Genomic DNA, 18,811 nt, shown 5'->3' with positions numbered 1-18,811 from the left:
ACATCAAAATTCGGTGGACGTTTGAACCGGCAGCGCGTCACAGGACAGCCGCCCGGGAAAACATGGCCAAAGAACGCGTGAAAGGCGGTAGCCGTGGGTGAGAACGGCAACGGCAATGGCGCCGCGCCGCGGCAGAAGCTCGAGAAGGTCGTCATCCGGTTCGCCGGTGACTCCGGCGACGGTATGCAGCTGACCGGTGACCGCTTCACCTCCGAAGCTGCACTGTTCGGCAACGACCTGGCGACCCAGCCCAATTACCCGGCCGAGATCCGCGCGCCACAGGGCACCCTGCCCGGCGTCTCGTCGTTCCAGATCCAGATCGCCGACTACGACATCCTCACCGCCGGTGACCGTCCCGACGTTCTCGTGGCGATGAACCCGGCCGCCCTCAAGGCCAATGTCTCGGACCTGCCCCGCGGCGGCCTGATCATCGCCAACTCCGATGAATTCACCAAGCGCAACCTCGCCAAGGTCGGATACGACAACAATCCGCTAGAGGATGACACGTTGTCCGACTACGTGGTGCAGTCCGTCGCCATGACGACGCTGACCCTCGGCGCCGTCGAGGTGATCGGCGCGACCAAGAAGGACGGTCAGCGCGCCAAGAACATGTTCGCCCTCGGCCTGCTGTCGTGGATGTACGGCCGCGAGCTCGAGCACAGTGAGGCGTTCATCCGCGAGAAGTTCTCCCGCAAGCCCGACGTGGCCGAGGCCAACGTCCTGGCGCTCAAGGCCGGCTGGAACTACGGCGAGACCACCGAGGCCTTCGCCACCACCTACGAGGTGTCCCCGGCCAAGCTGAAATCCGGTGAATACCGGCAGATCTCGGGCAACACCGCGCTGGCCTACGGCATCGTGACCGCCGGGCACCTGGCTCAGATCCAGGTGGTGCTGGGCACCTACCCGATCACCCCGGCCTCCGACATCCTCCACGAACTGTCCAAGCACAAGAACTTCAACGTGCTGACCTTCCAGGCCGAGGACGAGATCGCCGGCATCGGCGCGGCCATCGGCGCCTCCTACGGTGGGGCGCTGGGCGTCACCAGCACCTCGGGCCCGGGCGTCTCGCTCAAGTCCGAGGCCATCGGCCTGGCCGTGATGACCGAGCTGCCGTTGATCATCATCGACGTGCAGCGCGGCGGCCCGTCGACGGGTCTGCCGACCAAGACCGAGCAGGCCGATCTGCTGCAGGCGCTGTTCGGCCGAAACGGTGAGTCCCCGGTCGCGGTGCTGGCCCCGAAGTCGCCGTCGGACTGCTTCGACATCGCCGTGGAAGCCTCACGCATCGCGGTCGACTACCACACGCCGGTCATCATCCTGTCCGACGGTGCGGTCGCCAACGGCTCAGAGCCCTGGCAGATCCCGGACATCAGCACCTACGCGCCGATCGAGCACAAGTTCGCCAAGTCCGGCGAGCCGTTCGCGCCGTACGCGCGCGATCCCGAGACGCTGGCCCGCCAGTTCGCGGTGCCCGGCACCCCGGGCCTGGAGCACCGGATCGGCGGGCTGGAGGCCGCCAACGGTTCCTGCCACATTTCGTACNGCCGCCAACGGTTCCGGCAACATTTCGTACGAGCCCAAGAACCACGACCTCATGGTGCGGCTGCGCCAGGAGAAGATCGCCGGCATCACGGTGCCGGACCTCGAGGTCGACGACCCCACCGGCGATGCCGAACTCCTCATGTTGGGCTGGGGCAGCAGCTACGGCCCGATCGGTGAGGCCTGCCGACGCGCCCGGCGTAAGGGCATCAAGGTGGCACAGGCCCACCTGCGTCACCTCAATCCCTTCCCGGCCAACCTCGGTGAGGTGTTGCGCCGTTACCCGAAGGTCGTGGTGCCGGAGATGAACCTCGGCCAGCTGGCACTGCTGCTGCGCGGTAAGTACCTGGTCGATGTTCAGTCGGTGACCAAGGTGGAGGGCATGGCCTTCCTCGCCGACGAGGTCGAGAACATCATCGACGCGGCCCTGGACGGCACGCTCGGTGAGAAGGAAGCGGACAAGGCCAAGTTCGCGAGGCTGGCGGCGGCCACCATCGAGGAACCAACTGAGTCGAACGCAGTGGGAGCGAACGCATGACTGACCTGATCGGCGCAGACCTGGGGCTGACAGAGGCTCTGACCAAGAACTCCCTGGTGCCCACCACCGACCAGCCGCAGAAGGGCAAGGACTTCACCAGTGACCAGGAGGTCCGCTGGTGCCCGGGTTGCGGTGACTACGTCATCCTCAACACCATCCGTAACTTCCTGCCGGAGCTCGGTCTGAAGCGCGAGAACATCGCGTTCATCAGCGGCATCGGTTGCTCCAGCCGGTTCCCGTACTACCTGGAGACCTACGGGTTCCACTCCATCCACGGCCGCGCCCCGACCATCGCCACGGGTCTGGCGCTGGCCCGGCCGGACCTGTCGGTGTGGGTCGTCACCGGTGACGGCGACGCGCTGTCGATCGGTGGCAACCACCTGATCCATGCGCTGCGCCGCAACATCAACATCACGATCCTGCTGTTCAACAACCGGATCTACGGCCTGACCAAGGGCCAGTACTCGCCGACCTCGGAAGTCGGCAAGATCACCAAGTCCACCCCGATGGGCTCGCTGGACTACCCGTTCAACCCGGTGTCGCTGGCGTTGGGTGCCGAGGCCACGTTCGTCGGCCGCGCGCTGGACTCCGACCGCAAGGGCCTGTCCGAGGTGCTGCGCGGTGCGGCCGAGCACCGCGGTGCCGCGCTGGTGGAGATCATGCAGGACTGCCCGATCTTCAACGACGGATCGTTCGACGCGCTGCGCAAGGAAGGCGCCGAGGAGCGCCTGATCAACGTCAGCCACGGCGAGCCGATCAAGTTCGGTACCGATGGTGAGTACTGCGTGGTCAAGTCCGGGTACGGCCTGGAGGTCGCCAAGACCGCCGATGTCGCGGCCGAGGACATCGTGGTGCACAACGCCGAGATCGACGATCCTGCTTACGCATTCGCGCTGGCGCGGCTGTCCGAGCAGAACCTCGACCACATGGTGATGGGCATCTTCCGCAAGGTCAGCCGACCCACCTACGACGACGCCGCGCGTCAGCAGGTCAACACGGCCATCGAATCCAAGCCCCATGACACCGCAGCTCTGCAATCCTTGCTGCGTGGCAAAGACACCTGGACCGTCGACTGACGCTGCTGACCGAAACGACTTGAGTGAAGCCCCGCTCGCCGCGGTAGTACTGGCGGGCGGGGCTTCTCGCCGTATGGGGCGCGACAAGGCGACGCTGCCGTTCGACGGCTCGACGATGGTCGAGCGCGTGGTCGCGGCCGTGAGTACCCGATGCGCGCCGGTTTTCGTGATCGCCGCACCCGGCCAGCCGCTGCCCGAACTACAGGCCCAGGTGCTTCGCGACGAGGTGCGCGGGGTGGGGCCGCTGGTGGCGACCGGCCGCGGACTGCGGGCCGCCGCGGAAGCCGGCATGGACCACGCCTTCGTCTGTGCGGTCGACATGCCCTACCTGTCCGCAGACCTGATCGACGCCATCGCCGAACCCGCCGAACGTCTGCCCGCCGATATCGTGCTGCCGTGGGACGGCCGGGATCACTACTTGGCCGGCATCTACCGCACGGGCCTCGCCGATCAGATCGCCGCGCTGGTGCGCGACGGCCACCGCAGCATGCGCGCGTTGGCCGAGTCGGTGGACACGCAGCGGATCGTGATGCCGCCGCAGCGGGCGCTGACCAACGTCAATACCACCGCCGATCTGCCGTGAGGCCCCGGCAGTTCCAGCCAGCAAATTGCGAATTAGGGCGTCAACAAGCCTGAATTTATCGTTTCGAAATAATTTATCGACGATTTCGGCGTATTCGAGGCCCTCTCAACACAATGAATTGGGGAAACGTCAGGCTCGCGCGTCCACCAGCGACAGTTCAAAGCTGCTGGGGTTCAGTGCAATTCGCCAACCAGTAGAACGTCAAACTGACGCAGACTATTCGCTGTGCTGTCCGTCGATCGGGCTGGAATTCCTGAATAAAGGACTCTGACCGCAGGTTTTGTATGATGTGCTCGACTGTGCGGTGACCGGTGGGGTTGGCCGAGTGTGCTGACGTTTCTCCTCGGACGCATGTAATGCGTTGCGGTGGTGGATGTTTCGCGAGATGACGGCCTGCCGAAGGGAGACTGCGCCGGTTGCGGCCCAGAGCGGACGCCAGCCACTGCATGGGCCATAGGTGTTGTGCACCAACGTAGTTCGCGTCGGCTCTGGTCATCGGTTTTCGCCGACGTGCAGCGAACTGATTGGCGCCGGGTGGCCGACTGTGACACTCGTCAATGGCATCTACCAGCGGTTTTGCCGTTTACTGCGAGGTAGGCGCCGTTAGTCACCCGCCCGCAAAGTGGGCCAGTTCACAAAAATTACGTGATCTGCCTCACGAATTCCCGCCGCCGATCACGAAACGATAACGGTGAAGGCACTTCGCTGACCTGCGAAAACGGTCCGTTCGCGCGTTCGTTATCTGTCCGTGATCTTTCCGCGATCGCTCCTACATCGATATGACTTCTCTTCGAGACCTTTGTACGGTCCGAAGCGACTCCGATACGGAGCAAATAATTTCAACACCAAGAACCTGCGTGTGAGTGGGGCCGCGGTGGCGAATACGCCCGACGCGGGGGCCTGGGTCTGATCCCGGGCCGGGCACTGTGGCCCTCCCTTTCGCGCCTGACCGAGACGGCGCGAACCAACCCCTCCGGCCTGATTCAGGCTGCCGCGCCCGCGCAAGCGGGTGCCGATGGCGCGCGCTTGGCGAAAGGAACGAAGTGAAGAACATCCGCAAGACGTTTGGGCTGGGCATCATCGCCGGGGCGCTCGCTGTTGCTCCCGTGGCACTGGGTGCCGGTACCGCCAATGCGGACAGCGTGAACTGGGACGCCGTCGCGGCCTGCGAGTCGGGCGGCAACTGGTCGATCAACACCGGTAACGGCTACTACGGCGGTCTGCAGTTCGCCCTGGGAACCTGGCGTGGGCACGGCGGCGCCGGCATGCCCCATCAGGCTTCGAAGGCCGAGCAGATCCGCGTTGCCGAGAACGTGCTGCGCACCCAGGGCATCGGCGCCTGGCCGGTGTGCGGCAAGCGCGGCTAGTCCGCGGCGTCTCGCAATCTGGGACACCTACAACTTGATACGAAGCGGTGCCGGGCCAGCAGCTCGGCACCGCTTCTGTTTCATCAGAAAACTCTCCGGTTACTCCAGTCTCGTCAACCTCCGAGAAAACTTCAGCCTCCTGTGTAACGCGTGATGTTGGTCACACGAACCCATTAGTGACCGCACAGTTGCCCGAACGTGATCAGCATCTGCAGCGGTCCTGGTGTCAAAGGTCGGGGAAGGGCCGTGAGATGACCACACGAAAGGCATTGACCAGGGCTTTCTGGGTTGCCGCGACGTCGGCGGGCCTGATGCTCACACCCCTGTTCGCCGCAGCCGCACCGGCCGGTGCGGACACGGTGAACTGGGACGCGATCGCCGAATGCGAGTCGGGCGGCAATTGGTCGACCGACACCGGCAATGGCCACTACGGCGGTCTGCAGTTCAAGCCGAGCACCTGGGCCGCGCACGGCGGTGTCGGATCGCCCTCCGCCGCGTCCCGCGCGGAGCAGATCCGGGTAGCCGAGAACGTGCTGGCGACGCAGGGGATAGGGGCGTGGCCGAAATGTGGGTCCCGCGGCGGAATGCCGGCCGGCTGGGCCGCCCCGAGCGCGCCGACGGGCTGCCAGGCGGTGCGTCCCGGAGCCGTGCTGGGAATCTTCGACCTGCGCCGGATCTGCACGACGTTCCTCGACCCGCTGGCGGCCTTCGGCGTACCGCGCTGAGATCAGCCCGTCGGAGCGAATGCCCCGCGCGCGGCGATCGAGGCCAGGTGCCGGGTCAGGGCGAACTCAGGTACCAAAACGGAGGCCCGCATCGCGGTGGCGCCGAGCACCGGCGGACGCAGGTTCACCACCCGGCCGATCAACTGAGACTCCCGCACGATCGCCATCACACGTCGGCGGCGCACGGTCGCGAAGCGGGCGAACGCGGCCGCCAGGTCCGGACCCTGAACCGCGAGCGCGCCCAGGACGGCCGCGTCTTCCAGCCCCTGACAGCCGCCCTGGCCCAGATGCGGGCGCATCGGATGTGCGGCGTCGCCGGCGATCACCACCGGGCCCCTGGCCCAGCAGCGGGCGGTGGCGCGATCGTAGAGATCATTGCGCAGCACCTGGTCGGGGTCGGTCGTGGCCAGCAGCGTCGGGATCGGATCGGCCCACGAAGCGAAATGCTGTCGCAGGTGCGACAGCTCGCCGTCAGGCGCCGCCTGGCCCCGCGGCGCCCGCTGAGTCGCGAACCAGTACGTGTGCTCATCACCGAGGGGCACGTGCCCGACCTGTGAACCGGCGCCGAGCGTTTCACCCGACAGTTCGGCGTCGAGCGGGCAGTTCGCCACCGCGCGCCAGGCCGTATAACCGGCGTACCGGCGGGGNCGTCCGGAGTCGACGACGACAAGGCTGCGCGCGAGGCGCGCAAGAAGAACAAGGTTTCGGCCATTCTGCACACCGGCTATCCGGTGCGCCACTGGGATCACGATCTCGGCCCCGACCAAACGCACCTCTTCGACACCGACGGCCCGCGGGATCTGACCACCGAGCCCGGGGCCGCGCTGCGTGAGACCACATTCGACCTCAGCGCCGACGGTGATTTCGTGGTGACGTCCTGGCGCGTCCCCGGCCCGGGTGCCGGGGTCCGGTTGGTCCTGGTGCGCATCGACCGGGCCACCGGGGAGCGCACCACGATCGCCGACCAACCCGGGGTGGATCTGGAGCACCCGGCGATCGCACCCGACGGCAGCGCGGTGGCCTTCACCCGCGAAACCCACTCCACTCCCACCGAACCACCGCGGATCACACTGTGCTGCATGCGGTTCGGCGACGACCCCGTGCAGCTGGCCGGGGACTGGGACCGCTGGCCGTCGTCGCTGGCCTGGACGCCGGATTCGTCGGCACTGATCGTGACGGCCGACGACGGCGGCCGTGGACCGATCTTCTCCGTCGACCCCGCATCCGGCACGGTCACCCGGCTGACAGACGACGACTTCACCTACACCGACGTGCGTCCTGCGCCCGGCGGAGTGATCTACGCACTGCGCAGCTCCTATGCGGTGCCACCGCATCCGATCCGCCTCGACCCGGACGGCACCGTCACCGCGCTGCCGTGCCTCGACGCGCCCGAGCTGCCCGGCACGCTGACCGAAGTGACCGCGACCGCCACCGACGGCACCCCGATCCGGTCCTGGCTCACCGTGCCGGAAGGTGACGAGCCGGCCCCGCTGGTGTTGTGGATTCACGGCGGGCCGCTGGGCAGCTGGAACAGCTGGCACTGGCGGTGGAACCCGTGGCTGCTCACTGCGCAGGGCTACGCGGTGCTGATGCCCGATCCGGGTCTGTCCACCGGTTACGGCCAGGACTTCATCGCCAGAGGCTGGGGCTCCTGGGGTGGAGACCCCTACACCGACCTGATGGCCGCCACCGATGCGGCGTGCACGCATCCGCGCGTCGACGCGTCGCGCACCGCCGCGATGGGCGGATCGTTCGGCGGCTACATGGCCAACTGGATCGCCGGGCACACCAACCGATTCGACGCGATCGTCACGCACGCCAGCCTGTGGGCCCTCGACCAGTTCGGCCCGACCACCGACGGCGCGTACTGGTGGGCCCGCGAGATGACACCCGAAATGGCCCGGCGCAATTCCCCGCACCGGTTCGTCGCTGACATCGCCACGCCGATGCTGGTCATCCACGGCGACAAGGACTATCGCGTGCCGATCGGCGAGGCGCTGCGGTTGTGGTACGAGCTGCTCAGCGATTCGGGGTTGCCGGCCGACGAGAACGGCGAGAGCCCGCACCGCTTCCTCTATTACCCGACGGAGAACCACTGGGTGCTGGCCCCGCAGCACGCCAAGATCTGGTACCAGGTGGTGACGGCCTTCCTGGGTGAGCACCTGCGCGGTGAACGGGTGCAGTTGCCCGAACTGCTCGGGTAGCGTCGGGATCGTGACGCAGCGTGAGTTTGATCTGGTGCTGTACGGCGCCACGGGATTCGCCGGAAAATTGACCGCGGAATACCTGGCCAGGGCAGGGGGATCGGCTCGGATCGCCCTGGCCGGTCGGTCAGAGGAGCGCCTGCGCGCGATCCGCGACGGTCTGGGACCCGCCGCGCAGTCGTGGCCCCTGATCACCGCCGACGCCACGTCGCAGGCCTCACTGGATGCGATGGCGGCGCGCACCCAGGTGGTGGTGACCACGGTGNTGAGGTGACTCACTCGACCGGAGTCCGGGTAGGTAGCCTTCCAGCGTCCACACAGTGTGTGGACAGGTTCCCGTGCCGACGTCGCCGGGATGGAATGAATGAGAGGATCCGATGAAACTCACCCGCTTCGGCATCGCGATCGGCGCGGCGCTCATGGCCGCCTCGGCGCTGAGTGGCTGCTCGAAGGTCACCGAGATCAGGGATGCTGCCGCCGGTGCGGCCGAGAAGGTCGTCACTTCGGGGACCGAGAAGATCACCGAAGCGGTTTCGGGAAATCTGTTCACCGCCGAGGGCATCGACAACGCCTACGCCGCGATCGCCGAGAAGGTCGGCGAGAACCCCATGCAGGTGGTCGACATCGTCATCACGCCGGGGGTCCTCAAGCTGGAGGCCATCGACCCGAAGGCCCCGACCGAGCTCAATGAGTGGAGCTATACGGCAGGCACCGTCGGGCCGTCGCGGCCCATCGACTACGACGACGACACCGAGGCGCTGAAGCAGAACCTGTTCGCCACCGCCGACGTGCCCACCAGTGCGATCGTCACGGCGATCAACGGCGCGGTGGCGGCCAGCGAGATCCCCAACGGTGAGGTCCAGACGGTCAGCATCAAGCGCAACATCCCGTTCGACTCCAACGTGATCATCTTCATCAACGTCCAGGGTGAGCGCAGCAGCAAGCAGGTGCGGACCGACGCCACCGGACAGGTCACCCAGGTGGTCTGAGCCCACCGAGACGCTCACGGTCTGCGGCCCGCACCGGACTCCGGTGCGGGCCGCGCCGTTACGGTGGGGCCATGACGGTGTTCGATGACCTCGACCAGTACCTCGCGTTGCCCCGGATATCGGGACTCGCCGTGTCCCCCGACGGCTCGCGAGTGGTCACCACGGTGAGCACGCTGAACGGCAACCGCACTGAGTTCGTCAGTGCCATATGGGAATTGGATCCTTCCGGCACCGATCCCGCGCGCCGGCTGACCCACGGGGTCAAGGGGGAATCGGCGCCGGTGTTCACCGCGTGCGGCGATCTGCTGTTCCTCGCGGTGCGGCCCGGCGACGACGAGGACAAGCCGCCCGCAGCCCTGTGGCGGCTACCCGCGGCGGGCGGCGAGGCANCGGCGCCCGGTACATGACGAGCATGTCCCAGCAGGGCGATCCCGGATACAAGTCGACCGCGGTGTTGCTCGGCGAGTGCGGCCTCGCGCTGGCTACCGACCGCGACGCCCTGTCGGAGCGGCGTGGCGTCCTGACGCCGGTGGCCGCGATGGGTGACGTTCTGCTCACCCGGCTACCGGCCGCCGGTGTGTCGCTGGAGACCACCGCCCTGAGCTGAGCTGGCGCAACATGAATCGATCGGCCTGCGTCGAAGACCTGTGGGCCAAGATCAGATTCGACTAGTGTCGGTGCCGAGGACTTCCAGTACGCCAGCAACGAAGATGGGATGAACAATGGCCGGTCTCGACGAACTTTTCGCTCAGATCCCCGTGGCGGATATCGCAAACAAGCTCGGTGCCGACGAAGGCGAGGTGAACGCCGCCATCAAGACCCTGGTGCCCGCGCTCGTCGGCGGGGTGGCGGAGAACGTACAGGCTGACAACATCGACTCCAGCGACCTCGAGTCGGCGGTCACCGCGCAAGGCGTCAGTGGCCTGCTCGACGGCGGCGTCAGCGTCGACCAGGTCGACGCGCAACAGGGCAATCAGATGGTGTCGAAGATCTTCGGCGGCAACGACAGCGGCCAGGTCGCTTCGGCGCTCGCCGGAACCGGTGCCGGCGGCAGCAGCCTGATCAAGCAGCTGCTGCCGATCCTGGCGCCGATCGTGCTGGCCTACATCGGTAAGCAGTTCGCCCAGAAGAACGCGCCCGCCGAGTCGGCGCCGCAGCCCCAGGCCTCCGGGGGCNTGGGGCCCTACGCCCGCTACGGCATGCCACTGGTGGCGGCGTGCGCGGCGGCCGGCACCGACTACGCCGATCTCACCGGTGAGACGACGTTCATCCGCGACAGCATCGACCTGCACCACAAGCAGGCGGTCGACACCGGAGCACGGATCGTGCATTCGTGTGGATTCGATTCGGTGCCATCCGATCTCACGGTGTACGCGCTGTATCAGCGCGCCCTCGCCGACGGTGCGGGGGAGTTGGGCGACACCAACCTGGTGGTGCGCAGCTTCGCCGGCGGTGTGTCGGGCGGCACCGTCGCCTCGATGCTCGAACTGCTCGACACACTGTCGTCGGATCCGGAGGCCCGTGCCCTGATGAACGATCCGTACACGCTGAGCCCCGACCGCGGCGCCGAGCCGGAGCTCGGCGCCCAGCCCGACGTGCGGTGGCNGGCGGCCAGGGCAACGCGATCGGGGAAATCCTCGGCGGCCTGCTCGGCGGCAAGAAGTAGCCGACCCGCCGATCGGCGCCGAAGCCCCCGACACCCGGTGAACGCACCGGGCATCGGGGGCTTTCGCGTATCCGGGGCCGTCCTTCTTAGAATGGCTCGGTGACCCCGAGCCCTGAGAACCGTGCCGATGCCCTCCCCAAATCCTGGGATCCGGCCGCGGTAGAAGCCGACCTGTACCAGGGCTGGGTGGACGCCGGATACTTCACTGCCGACGCGGCCAGCGAAAAGCCGCCGTACTCGATCGTGTTGCCGCCGCCCAACGTGACCGGCAGCCTGCACATGGGCCATGCCCTTGACCACACCCTGATGGACGCCCTGACCCGGCGCAAGCGCATGCAGGGCTTCGAGGTGCTGTGGCTGCCCGGCATGGACCATGCCGGCATCGCCACCCAGACCGTGGTGGAAAAGCAGCTCGCCGCTGAGGGGCTGAGCCGGCAAGGCATCGGCCGCGAGCTGTTCGTCGAGAAGGTGTGGGACTGGAAGCGTGAGTCCGGCGGCACCATCGGCGGCCAGATGCGCCGGCTCGGCGACGGCGTGGACTGGAGCCGCGACCGCTTCACCATGGACGAGGGTCTGTCGCGTGCGGTCCGCACCATCTTCAAGCGGCTCTTCGACGCCGGGCTGATCTACCAGGCCGAGCGGTTGGTGAACTGGTCGCCGGTGCTGGAGACCGCGATCAGCGACCTCGAAGTGAAGTACGAGGACGTCGAAGGCGAGCTGGTCTCGTTCCGCTACGGCTCCATGAACGACGACGAACCCCACATCATCGTGGCCACCACCCGGGTGGAGACCATGCTCGGCGACACCGCCATCGCGGTGCATCCCGACGATGCGCGCTACCGCGACCTGGTCGGCAAGACCCTGCCGCACCCGTTCACCGATCGGCAGATGATCGTGGTCGCCGACACCCATGTCGACCCCGAATTCGGTACCGGTGCAGTCAAAGTCACGCCGGCTCACGATCCGAACGACTTCGAGATCGGCCTGCGCCATCAGCTTCCGATGCCGACGATCATGGACGCCAAGGGCCGGATCGCCGACACCGGAACGCAATTCGACGGCATGGACCGGTTCGAGGCGCGGGTCAAGGTGCGCGAGGCGCTGGCCGAACAGGGCCGGATCGTCGCGGAGAAGCGGCCCTACCTGCACAGCGTCGGACACTCCGAGCGCAGCGGGGAACCCATCGAGCCACGGCTGTCCCTGCAGTGGTGGGTCAAGGTGGACGGCCTGGCCAAGGCGGCCGGTGACGCGGTGCGCAACGGCGACACCGTGATCCACCCGCCCAGCCTCGAGCCGCGGTGGTTCGCCTGGGTGGACAACATGCACGACTGGTGCATCTCCCGCCAGCTGTGGTGGGGTCACCGGATCCCGATCTGGCACGGCCCCAACGGCGAGACGGTGTGCGTCGGCCCCGACGAGACCCCGCCGGCCGGCTGGGAGCAGGACCCCGACGTGCTCGACACCTGGTTCTCCTCCGCACTGTGGCCGTTCTCCACCATGGGCTGGCCCGACCACACCCCGGACCTGGCCAAGTTCTATCCGACCTCGGTGCTGGTCACCGGCTACGACATCCTGTTCTTCTGGGTGGCCCGGATGATGATGTTCGGCACTTTCGTCGGCGACGATCCGGCCATCACGTTCGACGGCGCGCGGGGCCGGCAGGTTCCGTTCGAGAACGTCTTCCTGCACGGCCTGATCCGCGACGAGTTCGGCCGCAAGATGAGCAAGTCGCGAGGCAACGGCATCGACCCGCTGGACTGGGTGGAGAAGTTCGGCGCCGATGCGCTGCGCTTCACCCTGGCCCGCGGCGCCAGCCCCGGCGGTGACCTCTCCATCGGTGAGGACCATGCGCGTGCCTCCCGGAACTTCGCCACGAAGCTGTTCAACGCCACCCGTTTCGCGCTGATGAACGGGGCGGCGCCGGCGCCGCTGCCCGACGCCGCGGAGCTCACCGATGCCGACCGCTGGATCCTCGGCCGGCTGGAAGAGGTTCGGGCCGAGGTGGATTCGGCGTTCGACAGCTACGAGTTCAGCCGGGCCTGCGAGTCGCTGTACCACTTCGCCTGGGACGAGTTCTGCGACTGGTACGTCGAGCTTGCCAAGGTGCAATTGAACGAGGGCGTCACCCACACGACCGCGGTGCTGGCCTTCGTCCTCGATGCGCTGCTCAAGCTGCTGCATCCGGTCATGCCGTTCGTCACCGAGACGTTGTGGAAGACCCTCACCGAGGGCGAGTCGATCGTGATCGCCCAGTGGCCGGACGCATCCGGGTTCGCGCTCGATCCGGTTGCCACCCAGCACATCACTGATATGCAGAAGCTGATCACTGAGGTGCGTCGCTTCCGCAGCGACCAGGGGCTGGCCGACCGGCAGAAGGTGCCGGCCCGGCTGGCGGCGGTCGACGAGGCCGGACTGACCGAGCAGCTGCCCGCGGTCACCGCACTGGCCTGGCTGACCGACGCCGGCGACGGGTTCAGCCCTTCGGCCTCGGTCGAGGTGCGGCTGGCGCAGGCCACCGTGCTGGTCGAGGTGGATACCTCGGGCACCGTCGACGTCGCCGCCGAGCGCCGCCGGCTGGAAAAGGACCTCGCCGCGGCGCAGAAGGAACTGTCCACCACCACCGCCAAACTCGGCAACGAGGCCTTCCTCGCCAAGGCGCCGGAGAACGTCGTCGACAAGATCCGCGGCCGTCAGCAGCTGGCCTCCGAGGAGGTCGAACGCATCACCGCACGCCTGGCCGGGCTCAAATGAGGATCCGGTGACCGACCCGATTCCTTCGCCGGACGAGATCGCCGCGCTGCTGCAGGTCGAGCACCTGCTCGATCAGCGGTGGCCGGAGACCAAGCTCGATCCCAGCACGGCGCGCATCGCGGCGCTGTTGGAGCTGCTGGGCTCGCCGCAGCGGGCTTACCCATCCATCCACGTGGCAGGCACCAACGGCAAGACGTCGGTGGCGCGGCTCATCGATGCGCTGTTGACCGCGCTGCACCGGCGCACCGGACGTACCACCAGCCCGCACCTGCAGTCCGCGGTGGAGCGCATCTCGATCGACGGAAAGCCCATCACCCCGGCGCAATACGTCGAGACCTACACCGAGATCGAGCCGTTCGTGCACCTGGTGGACCAACAGTCCGAGGCTGCCGGTGGCCCGAAGATGAGCAAGTTCGAGGTCCTGACCGCGATGGCCTTCGCGGCGTTCGCCGACGCACCCGTCGATGTCGCGGTCGTCGAGGTCGGGATGGGCGGACGTTGGGACGCCACCAACGTCGTCAACGCACCCGTCGCAGTCATCACCCCGATCGGCATCGACCACACCGACTACCTCGGTGACACGATCACCGCGATCGCAGGGGAGAAAGCCGGCATCATCACCCGGCAGCCCGACGATCTGGTGCCGACGGACACGGTGGCCGTCATCGCCAAACAGCTGCCCGAGGCCATGGAGGTGCTGCTGGAAGAGGCGGTACGCGCCGATGCGGCCGTGGCCCGCGAGGACTCCGAGTTCGCGGTCCTCGGTAGGCAGGGTGCCATCGGCGGTGCGCTGCTCCAAGCCGCGGGGCCGGGGGCGNCGGGGCGTCTGGAGCGGATGCGAAGTGCGCCAACAGTTTTCATCGATGCTGCGCACAACCCCGCTGGTGCGGCCGCATTGGCGGAGACGCTGCAGCAGGAGTTCGACTTCCGTCACTTGGTCGGGGTGGTGTCGGTGATGGGCGACAAGGACGTCGGCGGCATCCTGAGCGCGCTGGAGCCGGTATTCGACCAGATCGTGGTGACCCACAACGGCTCCTCGCGGGCACTGGATGTCGAGTCGCTGGCGTTGTTGGCCGAGGAGCGATTCGGGCAGGAGCGCGTGATCACCGCCGCGACCCTGCCGGACGCCATCGAGACGGCCACCGCCCTGGTCGAGGAGGCCGGTGCGGACGAAGGCCTATCCGGGGCCGGCATGGTGATCACTGGTTCGGTGGTGACCGCGGGTGCGGCCCGGACCCTGTTCGGACGGGACCCAGAGTGAGCAATCAGCACCCGGGCGACAAGCCCGCACCGCCAGATCCGTGGAAGAGCTTCCGCGGGGTGATGGCCGCGACGCTGATCCTCGAAGCCATCGTGGTGCTGCTGGCCCTGCCGGTGGTAGGTGTCAGCGGTGCCGGCCTGACCTGGACGTCGGGCGGCTTCGTGATCGGGCTGGCCGTCGTGTTGATCTTGATGTCGGGTCTGCAGGGCCGGCCGTGGGCCATCTGGGCCAACCTGGGCATCCAACTGGTGGTGATCGCCGGGGCGCTGATCCATGGGGCGATCGGTTTCATCGGGGTGATCTTCGGCGTGGTCTGGCTGTTGATCGTGTATCTGCGGCGCGAGGTCAAACGCCGGCAGGACCGCGGCCTGCTGCCCGGGCAACAGCCGCCCAGCGAATAGGACCGCGGTAGCTGCGGCACGCCGCGAGACCAGCTCGGGCGCAGTGGGGGGACCGCTGTCGCGGGGCGCGGTTACCGACCGGTACGCTCACTGCCGTGACTGAGCGGACCCTTGTTTTGATCAAGCCCGACGGCGTGCAGCGCCACCTGGTCGGGGAGATCCTCGGCCGGATCGAGCGCAAGGGCCTGACCTTGGCCGCGCTCGAGCTGAAGAACGTCAGCATCGAACTGGCCAAGCAGCATTACGCCGAGCACGACGGCAAGCCGTTCTTCGATTCGCTGCTGGAGTTCATCACCTCCGGGCCCGTCGTCGCCGCCATCGTGGAGGGACCGCGCGCCGTCGCGGCGTTCCGTCAGATCGCCGGTGGCACCGATCCGGTGGAGAAGGCAGTGCCCGGCACCATCCGTGGTGACCTGGCGTTGGTGACCCAGGACAACCTCGTGCACGGGTCGGATTCGCTGGAATCCGCGGCCCGCGAGATCGCCCTGTGGTTCCCCGGCGAAGCCTCTGCCTGACCATCCTTCTTCGCAGTCTGGTCAGTACCGCGTCAGTGATGTGGGATACTGGTTGCGGGTAGTCGGCCTCAACCGAGGCTGTCCGCCCGAATGAAGACTTCGACGAGCGCGACCACCGCAATCCGGTGCGGCGCCGACCGTCCAGCCATCATTCAGCCAGGCACCGGGTGGGTTCGGTAGCGGACCGCCCGGAGCGAGACCACAACAAGTCCGGGGAAAGTATCCCGGGCCAATAGCGGAAGCCCTCGCGTGGCCGCGTCGTTACGACGCGCCCGGGGGCTTGAGGAGAATTCGTGGCCGAAGATGCCCAGAATGACGACCTATCAACCCAGGCTCCGCAGCAGGAGGGACTGCCAGAGCGGCTGAGAGTCCACTCCCTGGCTCGGGTGCTCGGCACCACCAGCCGGCGGGTGCTCGACGCCCTGGCCGAGTTCGACGGACGCCAGCGCAGCGCGCATTCCACGGTCGACAAGGTCGACGCCGAACGGGTCCGTGAAGCGCTGGCCCTCAGCCCGGCGGAAGCCACACCGGCCGAACCGGAGGCATCCGTCGAGGTCGAGGCCGTCACCGTCAGCGTGACCGAGGCCGTCGAAGCGGAAGCCCCCGCGGAAGCGCAAGCTCCGGCCGAAGCGGAAGCCCCCGAAACCCCCGCAGCCGACGTCGAGGCCTCGGCCGAGCCCGAGGCTCGGCCCGCAACCGTGGCCGAGGCCGTCCTGGTCGGTGACGAGCCCGAATCGCGGCTGATCCTGGAGACCGCGAACATCCCTCCGGCCCGAGAGGCCCACACCGAACGAGCCGACTACCTGCCGCTGTTCGTGGCGCCCCAGCCGGTGAGCTTCGAGCCGATCCGCGTCGAAGACGATGACGACGACGAGGATGACGGCGACACCGGCAGCGATGCCGACTCCGACACCGACGACGAGCAGGCCGACCGCCCCGCCGCGCGGNGACAACGACGACGCCGGCTCGCCGGATGATCCGCCCAACACCGTCGTGCACGAGCGGGCACCCCGCTCCGAGCGGTCGGGCAAGGGCAGCGACGACTCGGAGATCCAGGGCATCAGCGGATCGACAAGGCTGGAGGCCAAGCGGCAGCGCCGTCGCGACGGCCGTGACGCCGGCCGCCGCCGGCCCCCGATCCTGAGCGAGGCCGAGTTCCTGGCCCGCCGCGAGGCCGTCGAACGCACCATGATCGTGCGCGACAAGATCCGCACCGAACCGCCGCACGAGGGCGCTCGCTACACCCAGATTGCGGTGCTCGAGGACGGCGTCGTCGTCGAGCATTTCGTGACGTCGGCGGCGTCCGCCTCCCTCGTCGGCAACATCTACCTCGGCATCGTGCAAAACGTGCTGCCCTCGATGGAGGCCGCATTCGTTGACATCGGCCGCGGCCGCAACGGCGTGCTCTACGCCGGCGAGGTGAACTGGGAGGCCGCCGGCCTCGGTGGGTCCAACCGCAAGATCGAACAGGCCCTCAAGCCCGGGGACTATGTCGTGGTCCAGGTCAGCAAGGATCCGGTCGGGCACAAGGGCGCCCGGCTCACCACGCAGGTGTCGCTGGCCGGCCGCTATCTGGTCTACGTGCCGGGCGCGTCGTCGACCGGGATCAGCCGCAAGCTGCCCGACACCGAACGCCAGCGGCTCAAGGAGATCCTCAAAGAGGTCGTGCCCGCCGATGCCGGGGTGATCATCCGCACCGCGTCCGAGGGCGTGAAGGAAGAGGACATTCGCTCGGATGTCGAGCGGCTGCAGCAGCGCTGGACCGAGATCGAGGCCAAGGCCGCCGAGATCACCGCGAAGAAGGCCGGTGCGGCCGTCGCGCTCTACGAAGAGCCCGATGTGCTGGTGAAGGTCATTCGTGACCTGTTCAACGAGGACTTCTCCGGTCTGATCGTCTCCGGCGACGACGCCTGGAACACCATCAACTCGTACGTGAACACCGTGGCGCCCGACCTGGTGGGTCGGCTGACCAAGTACGAACCGGCAGGCGGGACCGATGGTTCCGCGCCGGACGTGTTCGCCGTGCACCGCATCGACGAGCAGCTGGCCAAGGCGATGGACCGCAAGGTGTGGCTGCCCTCGGGCGGAACCCTGGTGATCGATCGCACCGAGGCGATGACCGTGGTCGACGTCAACACCGGCAAGTTCACCGGTGCCGGCGGCAACCTGGAACAGACCGTCACCCGCAACAACCTGGAGGCGGCCGAGGAGATCGTGCGCCAGCTGCGGTTGCGCGACATCGGCGGCATCGTGGTCATCGACTTCATCGACATGGTGCTCGAATCGAACCGCGACCTGGTGTTGCGCCGGCTGACCGAGGCGCTGGGCCGGGATCGCACCCGTCACCAGGTGTCCGAGGTCACGTCGCTGGGTCTGGTGCAGCTGACCCGAAAGCGGTTGGGAACCGGCCTGATCGAGGCGTTCTCGACCTCGTGCACACACTGCGCCGGCCGCGGCATCGTGCTCCACGGCGATCCGGTCGACACCGCGTCCGCCAACGCCGGACGCAAGACCGAATCCTCGGGTGGCGGCGGCGGACGCCGCAGCAAGCGGGGCAAGAAGGGCGGTGCCCGCCCCGAAGAGGTGCAGGTGGCCAAGGTGCCGGCACATGCCGCCGGCGAGCATCCGATGTTCAAGGCGATGGCCGCGGCCAACGGGCGCCATGACGAGGATCACGAAGGCCATGAGGACTTCGACGAGCACGCCGCAGACGAGGCTGTCGAGGGCGAGGAGCAGCCCACCGCCGAGGTCGCCGAGGCGACGGACGAATCGCCCGACGGTGAGTTCGAGGCGCCGGACACCGACGAGTCCGACGAAGCCGACGAGGATCTGGATTCGGACGAGGCCGAGGACGACTCAGACGAGGACGAGTCGGACGAGGACGAGATCGACCTCGACGACCTCGATGACGACGACGAAGACGACGACCTGGACGACGACCTCGATGAGGACGACTCAGATGAGGACGACGAAGACGCCGACGACTCTGATGACGACGACTCTGATGACGAGGACTCGGATGACGAAGACTCGGATGACGAAGACTCGGATGACGAGCAGGACGTCTACCAGGCGCCGGCACCGGTGGTGACGCAGGTTCCGGCAAGTCGTGGCCGCACCCGCAGACGGGCCGCAGCCAGGCCCGCGGGACCGCCAACCCACGACTAGAGGGCGGTTTGACCCTCTACCCGCTGGT

At 67.5% G+C, this 18,811-nt stretch carries 9 protein-coding genes and 8 pseudogenes; 16 read left to right on the top strand and 1 reads right to left on the bottom strand.

Annotated elements, in window-relative coordinates; translation table 11 throughout:
* The first annotated feature begins 93 nt into the window (after nucleotides 1-93).
* The 5 genes and pseudogenes from BN4332_RS10175 (at nucleotide 94) to BN4332_RS10155 (ending at nucleotide 5,828) form a co-directional block, all read left to right on the top strand.
* Nucleotides 94-2,077, top strand: a pseudogene (locus tag BN4332_RS10175) (2-oxoacid:acceptor oxidoreductase subunit alpha).
* Entirely contained in the window at nucleotides 2,074-3,153 is a 1,080-nt protein-coding gene (locus BN4332_RS10170; protein WP_066898318.1) for a 2-oxoacid:ferredoxin oxidoreductase subunit beta, read from the top strand. Before BN4332_RS10175 ends, BN4332_RS10170 begins: the two are co-directional and overlap by 4 nt.
* Before the next feature lie 19 nt (nucleotides 3,154-3,172).
* Nucleotides 3,173-3,736 (top strand): molybdenum cofactor guanylyltransferase, encoded by a 564-nt coding sequence (gene mobA, locus BN4332_RS10165; protein WP_074133029.1) that lies wholly within the window; start codon nucleotides 3,173-3,175, stop codon nucleotides 3,734-3,736.
* A gap of 1,043 nt (nucleotides 3,737-4,779) precedes the next feature.
* Entirely contained in the window at nucleotides 4,780-5,103 is a 324-nt protein-coding gene (locus BN4332_RS10160; RefSeq protein ID WP_066898316.1) for a transglycosylase family protein, read from the top strand.
* Nucleotides 5,104-5,354: 251 nt separating this feature from the next.
* Complete coding sequence (locus BN4332_RS10155) at nucleotides 5,355-5,828, top strand: transglycosylase family protein (RefSeq protein ID WP_096866872.1); 474 nt, start codon at nucleotides 5,355-5,357, stop codon at nucleotides 5,826-5,828.
* Between the two features lie 2 nt (nucleotides 5,829-5,830).
* Here the strand turns inward: BN4332_RS10155 and BN4332_RS10150 are convergent.
* A pseudogene (locus BN4332_RS10150) lies at nucleotides 5,831-6,472 on the bottom strand (FAD-dependent monooxygenase); the annotation flags it as partial.
* On the opposite strand from BN4332_RS10150, the pseudogene BN4332_RS10145 reads away from it, so the two are divergent.
* From BN4332_RS10145 to BN4332_RS10090, 11 genes and pseudogenes are all read left to right on the top strand, one after another.
* A pseudogene (locus BN4332_RS10145) lies at nucleotides 6,404-8,032 on the top strand (S9 family peptidase); the annotation flags it as partial. The pseudogenes BN4332_RS10150 and BN4332_RS10145 sit on opposite strands and share 69 nt — an antisense overlap.
* Nucleotides 8,033-8,042: 10 nt before the next feature.
* Nucleotides 8,043-8,297 (top strand): annotated as a pseudogene (locus tag BN4332_RS10140) (saccharopine dehydrogenase NADP-binding domain-containing protein); the annotation flags it as partial.
* Nucleotides 8,298-8,409: 112 nt separating this feature from the next.
* Nucleotides 8,410-9,021 (top strand): hypothetical protein, encoded by a 612-nt coding sequence (locus BN4332_RS10135; RefSeq protein ID WP_066898313.1) that lies wholly within the window; start codon nucleotides 8,410-8,412, stop codon nucleotides 9,019-9,021.
* Nucleotides 9,022-9,092: 71 nt separating this feature from the next.
* Nucleotides 9,093-9,410, top strand: a pseudogene (locus tag BN4332_RS10130) (TolB-like translocation protein); the annotation flags it as partial.
* 2 nt (nucleotides 9,411-9,412) lie between these two features.
* Nucleotides 9,413-9,628, top strand: a pseudogene (locus BN4332_RS10125) (enoyl-ACP reductase); the annotation flags it as partial.
* Between the two features lie 115 nt (nucleotides 9,629-9,743).
* A pseudogene (locus BN4332_RS35425) lies at nucleotides 9,744-10,625 on the top strand (DUF937 domain-containing protein); the annotation flags it as partial.
* Between the two features lie 161 nt (nucleotides 10,626-10,786).
* On the top strand, nucleotides 10,787-13,438 hold the full coding sequence (locus tag BN4332_RS10110; protein ID WP_066898310.1) for a valine--tRNA ligase: 2,652 nt from the start codon (nucleotides 10,787-10,789) through the stop codon (nucleotides 13,436-13,438).
* 7 nt (nucleotides 13,439-13,445) lie between these two features.
* On the top strand, nucleotides 13,446-14,699 hold the full coding sequence (locus BN4332_RS10105) for a bifunctional folylpolyglutamate synthase/dihydrofolate synthase (protein WP_066898309.1): 1,254 nt from the start codon (nucleotides 13,446-13,448) through the stop codon (nucleotides 14,697-14,699).
* Between the two features lie 62 nt (nucleotides 14,700-14,761).
* Nucleotides 14,762-15,100: a DUF4233 domain-containing protein gene (locus BN4332_RS10100; protein WP_235654256.1), complete on the top strand. Its 339-nt coding sequence runs from the start codon at nucleotides 14,762-14,764 to the stop codon at nucleotides 15,098-15,100.
* A gap of 95 nt (nucleotides 15,101-15,195) precedes the next feature.
* Nucleotides 15,196-15,615, top strand: coding sequence for a nucleoside-diphosphate kinase (ndk, locus tag BN4332_RS10095; protein ID WP_066898307.1), 420 nt, complete (start codon nucleotides 15,196-15,198; stop codon nucleotides 15,613-15,615).
* Between the two features lie 293 nt (nucleotides 15,616-15,908).
* A pseudogene (locus BN4332_RS10090) lies at nucleotides 15,909-18,783 on the top strand (Rne/Rng family ribonuclease).
* Nucleotides 18,784-18,811 lie beyond the last annotated feature (28 nt).

Source organism: Mycolicibacterium houstonense (assembly GCF_900078665.2).
GTDB lineage: Bacteria > Actinomycetota > Actinomycetes > Mycobacteriales > Mycobacteriaceae > Mycobacterium > Mycobacterium houstonense.
The sequence above is the reverse complement of the archived record's forward strand: the minus strand, read 5'-3'. Positions and strand labels throughout refer to the sequence as shown.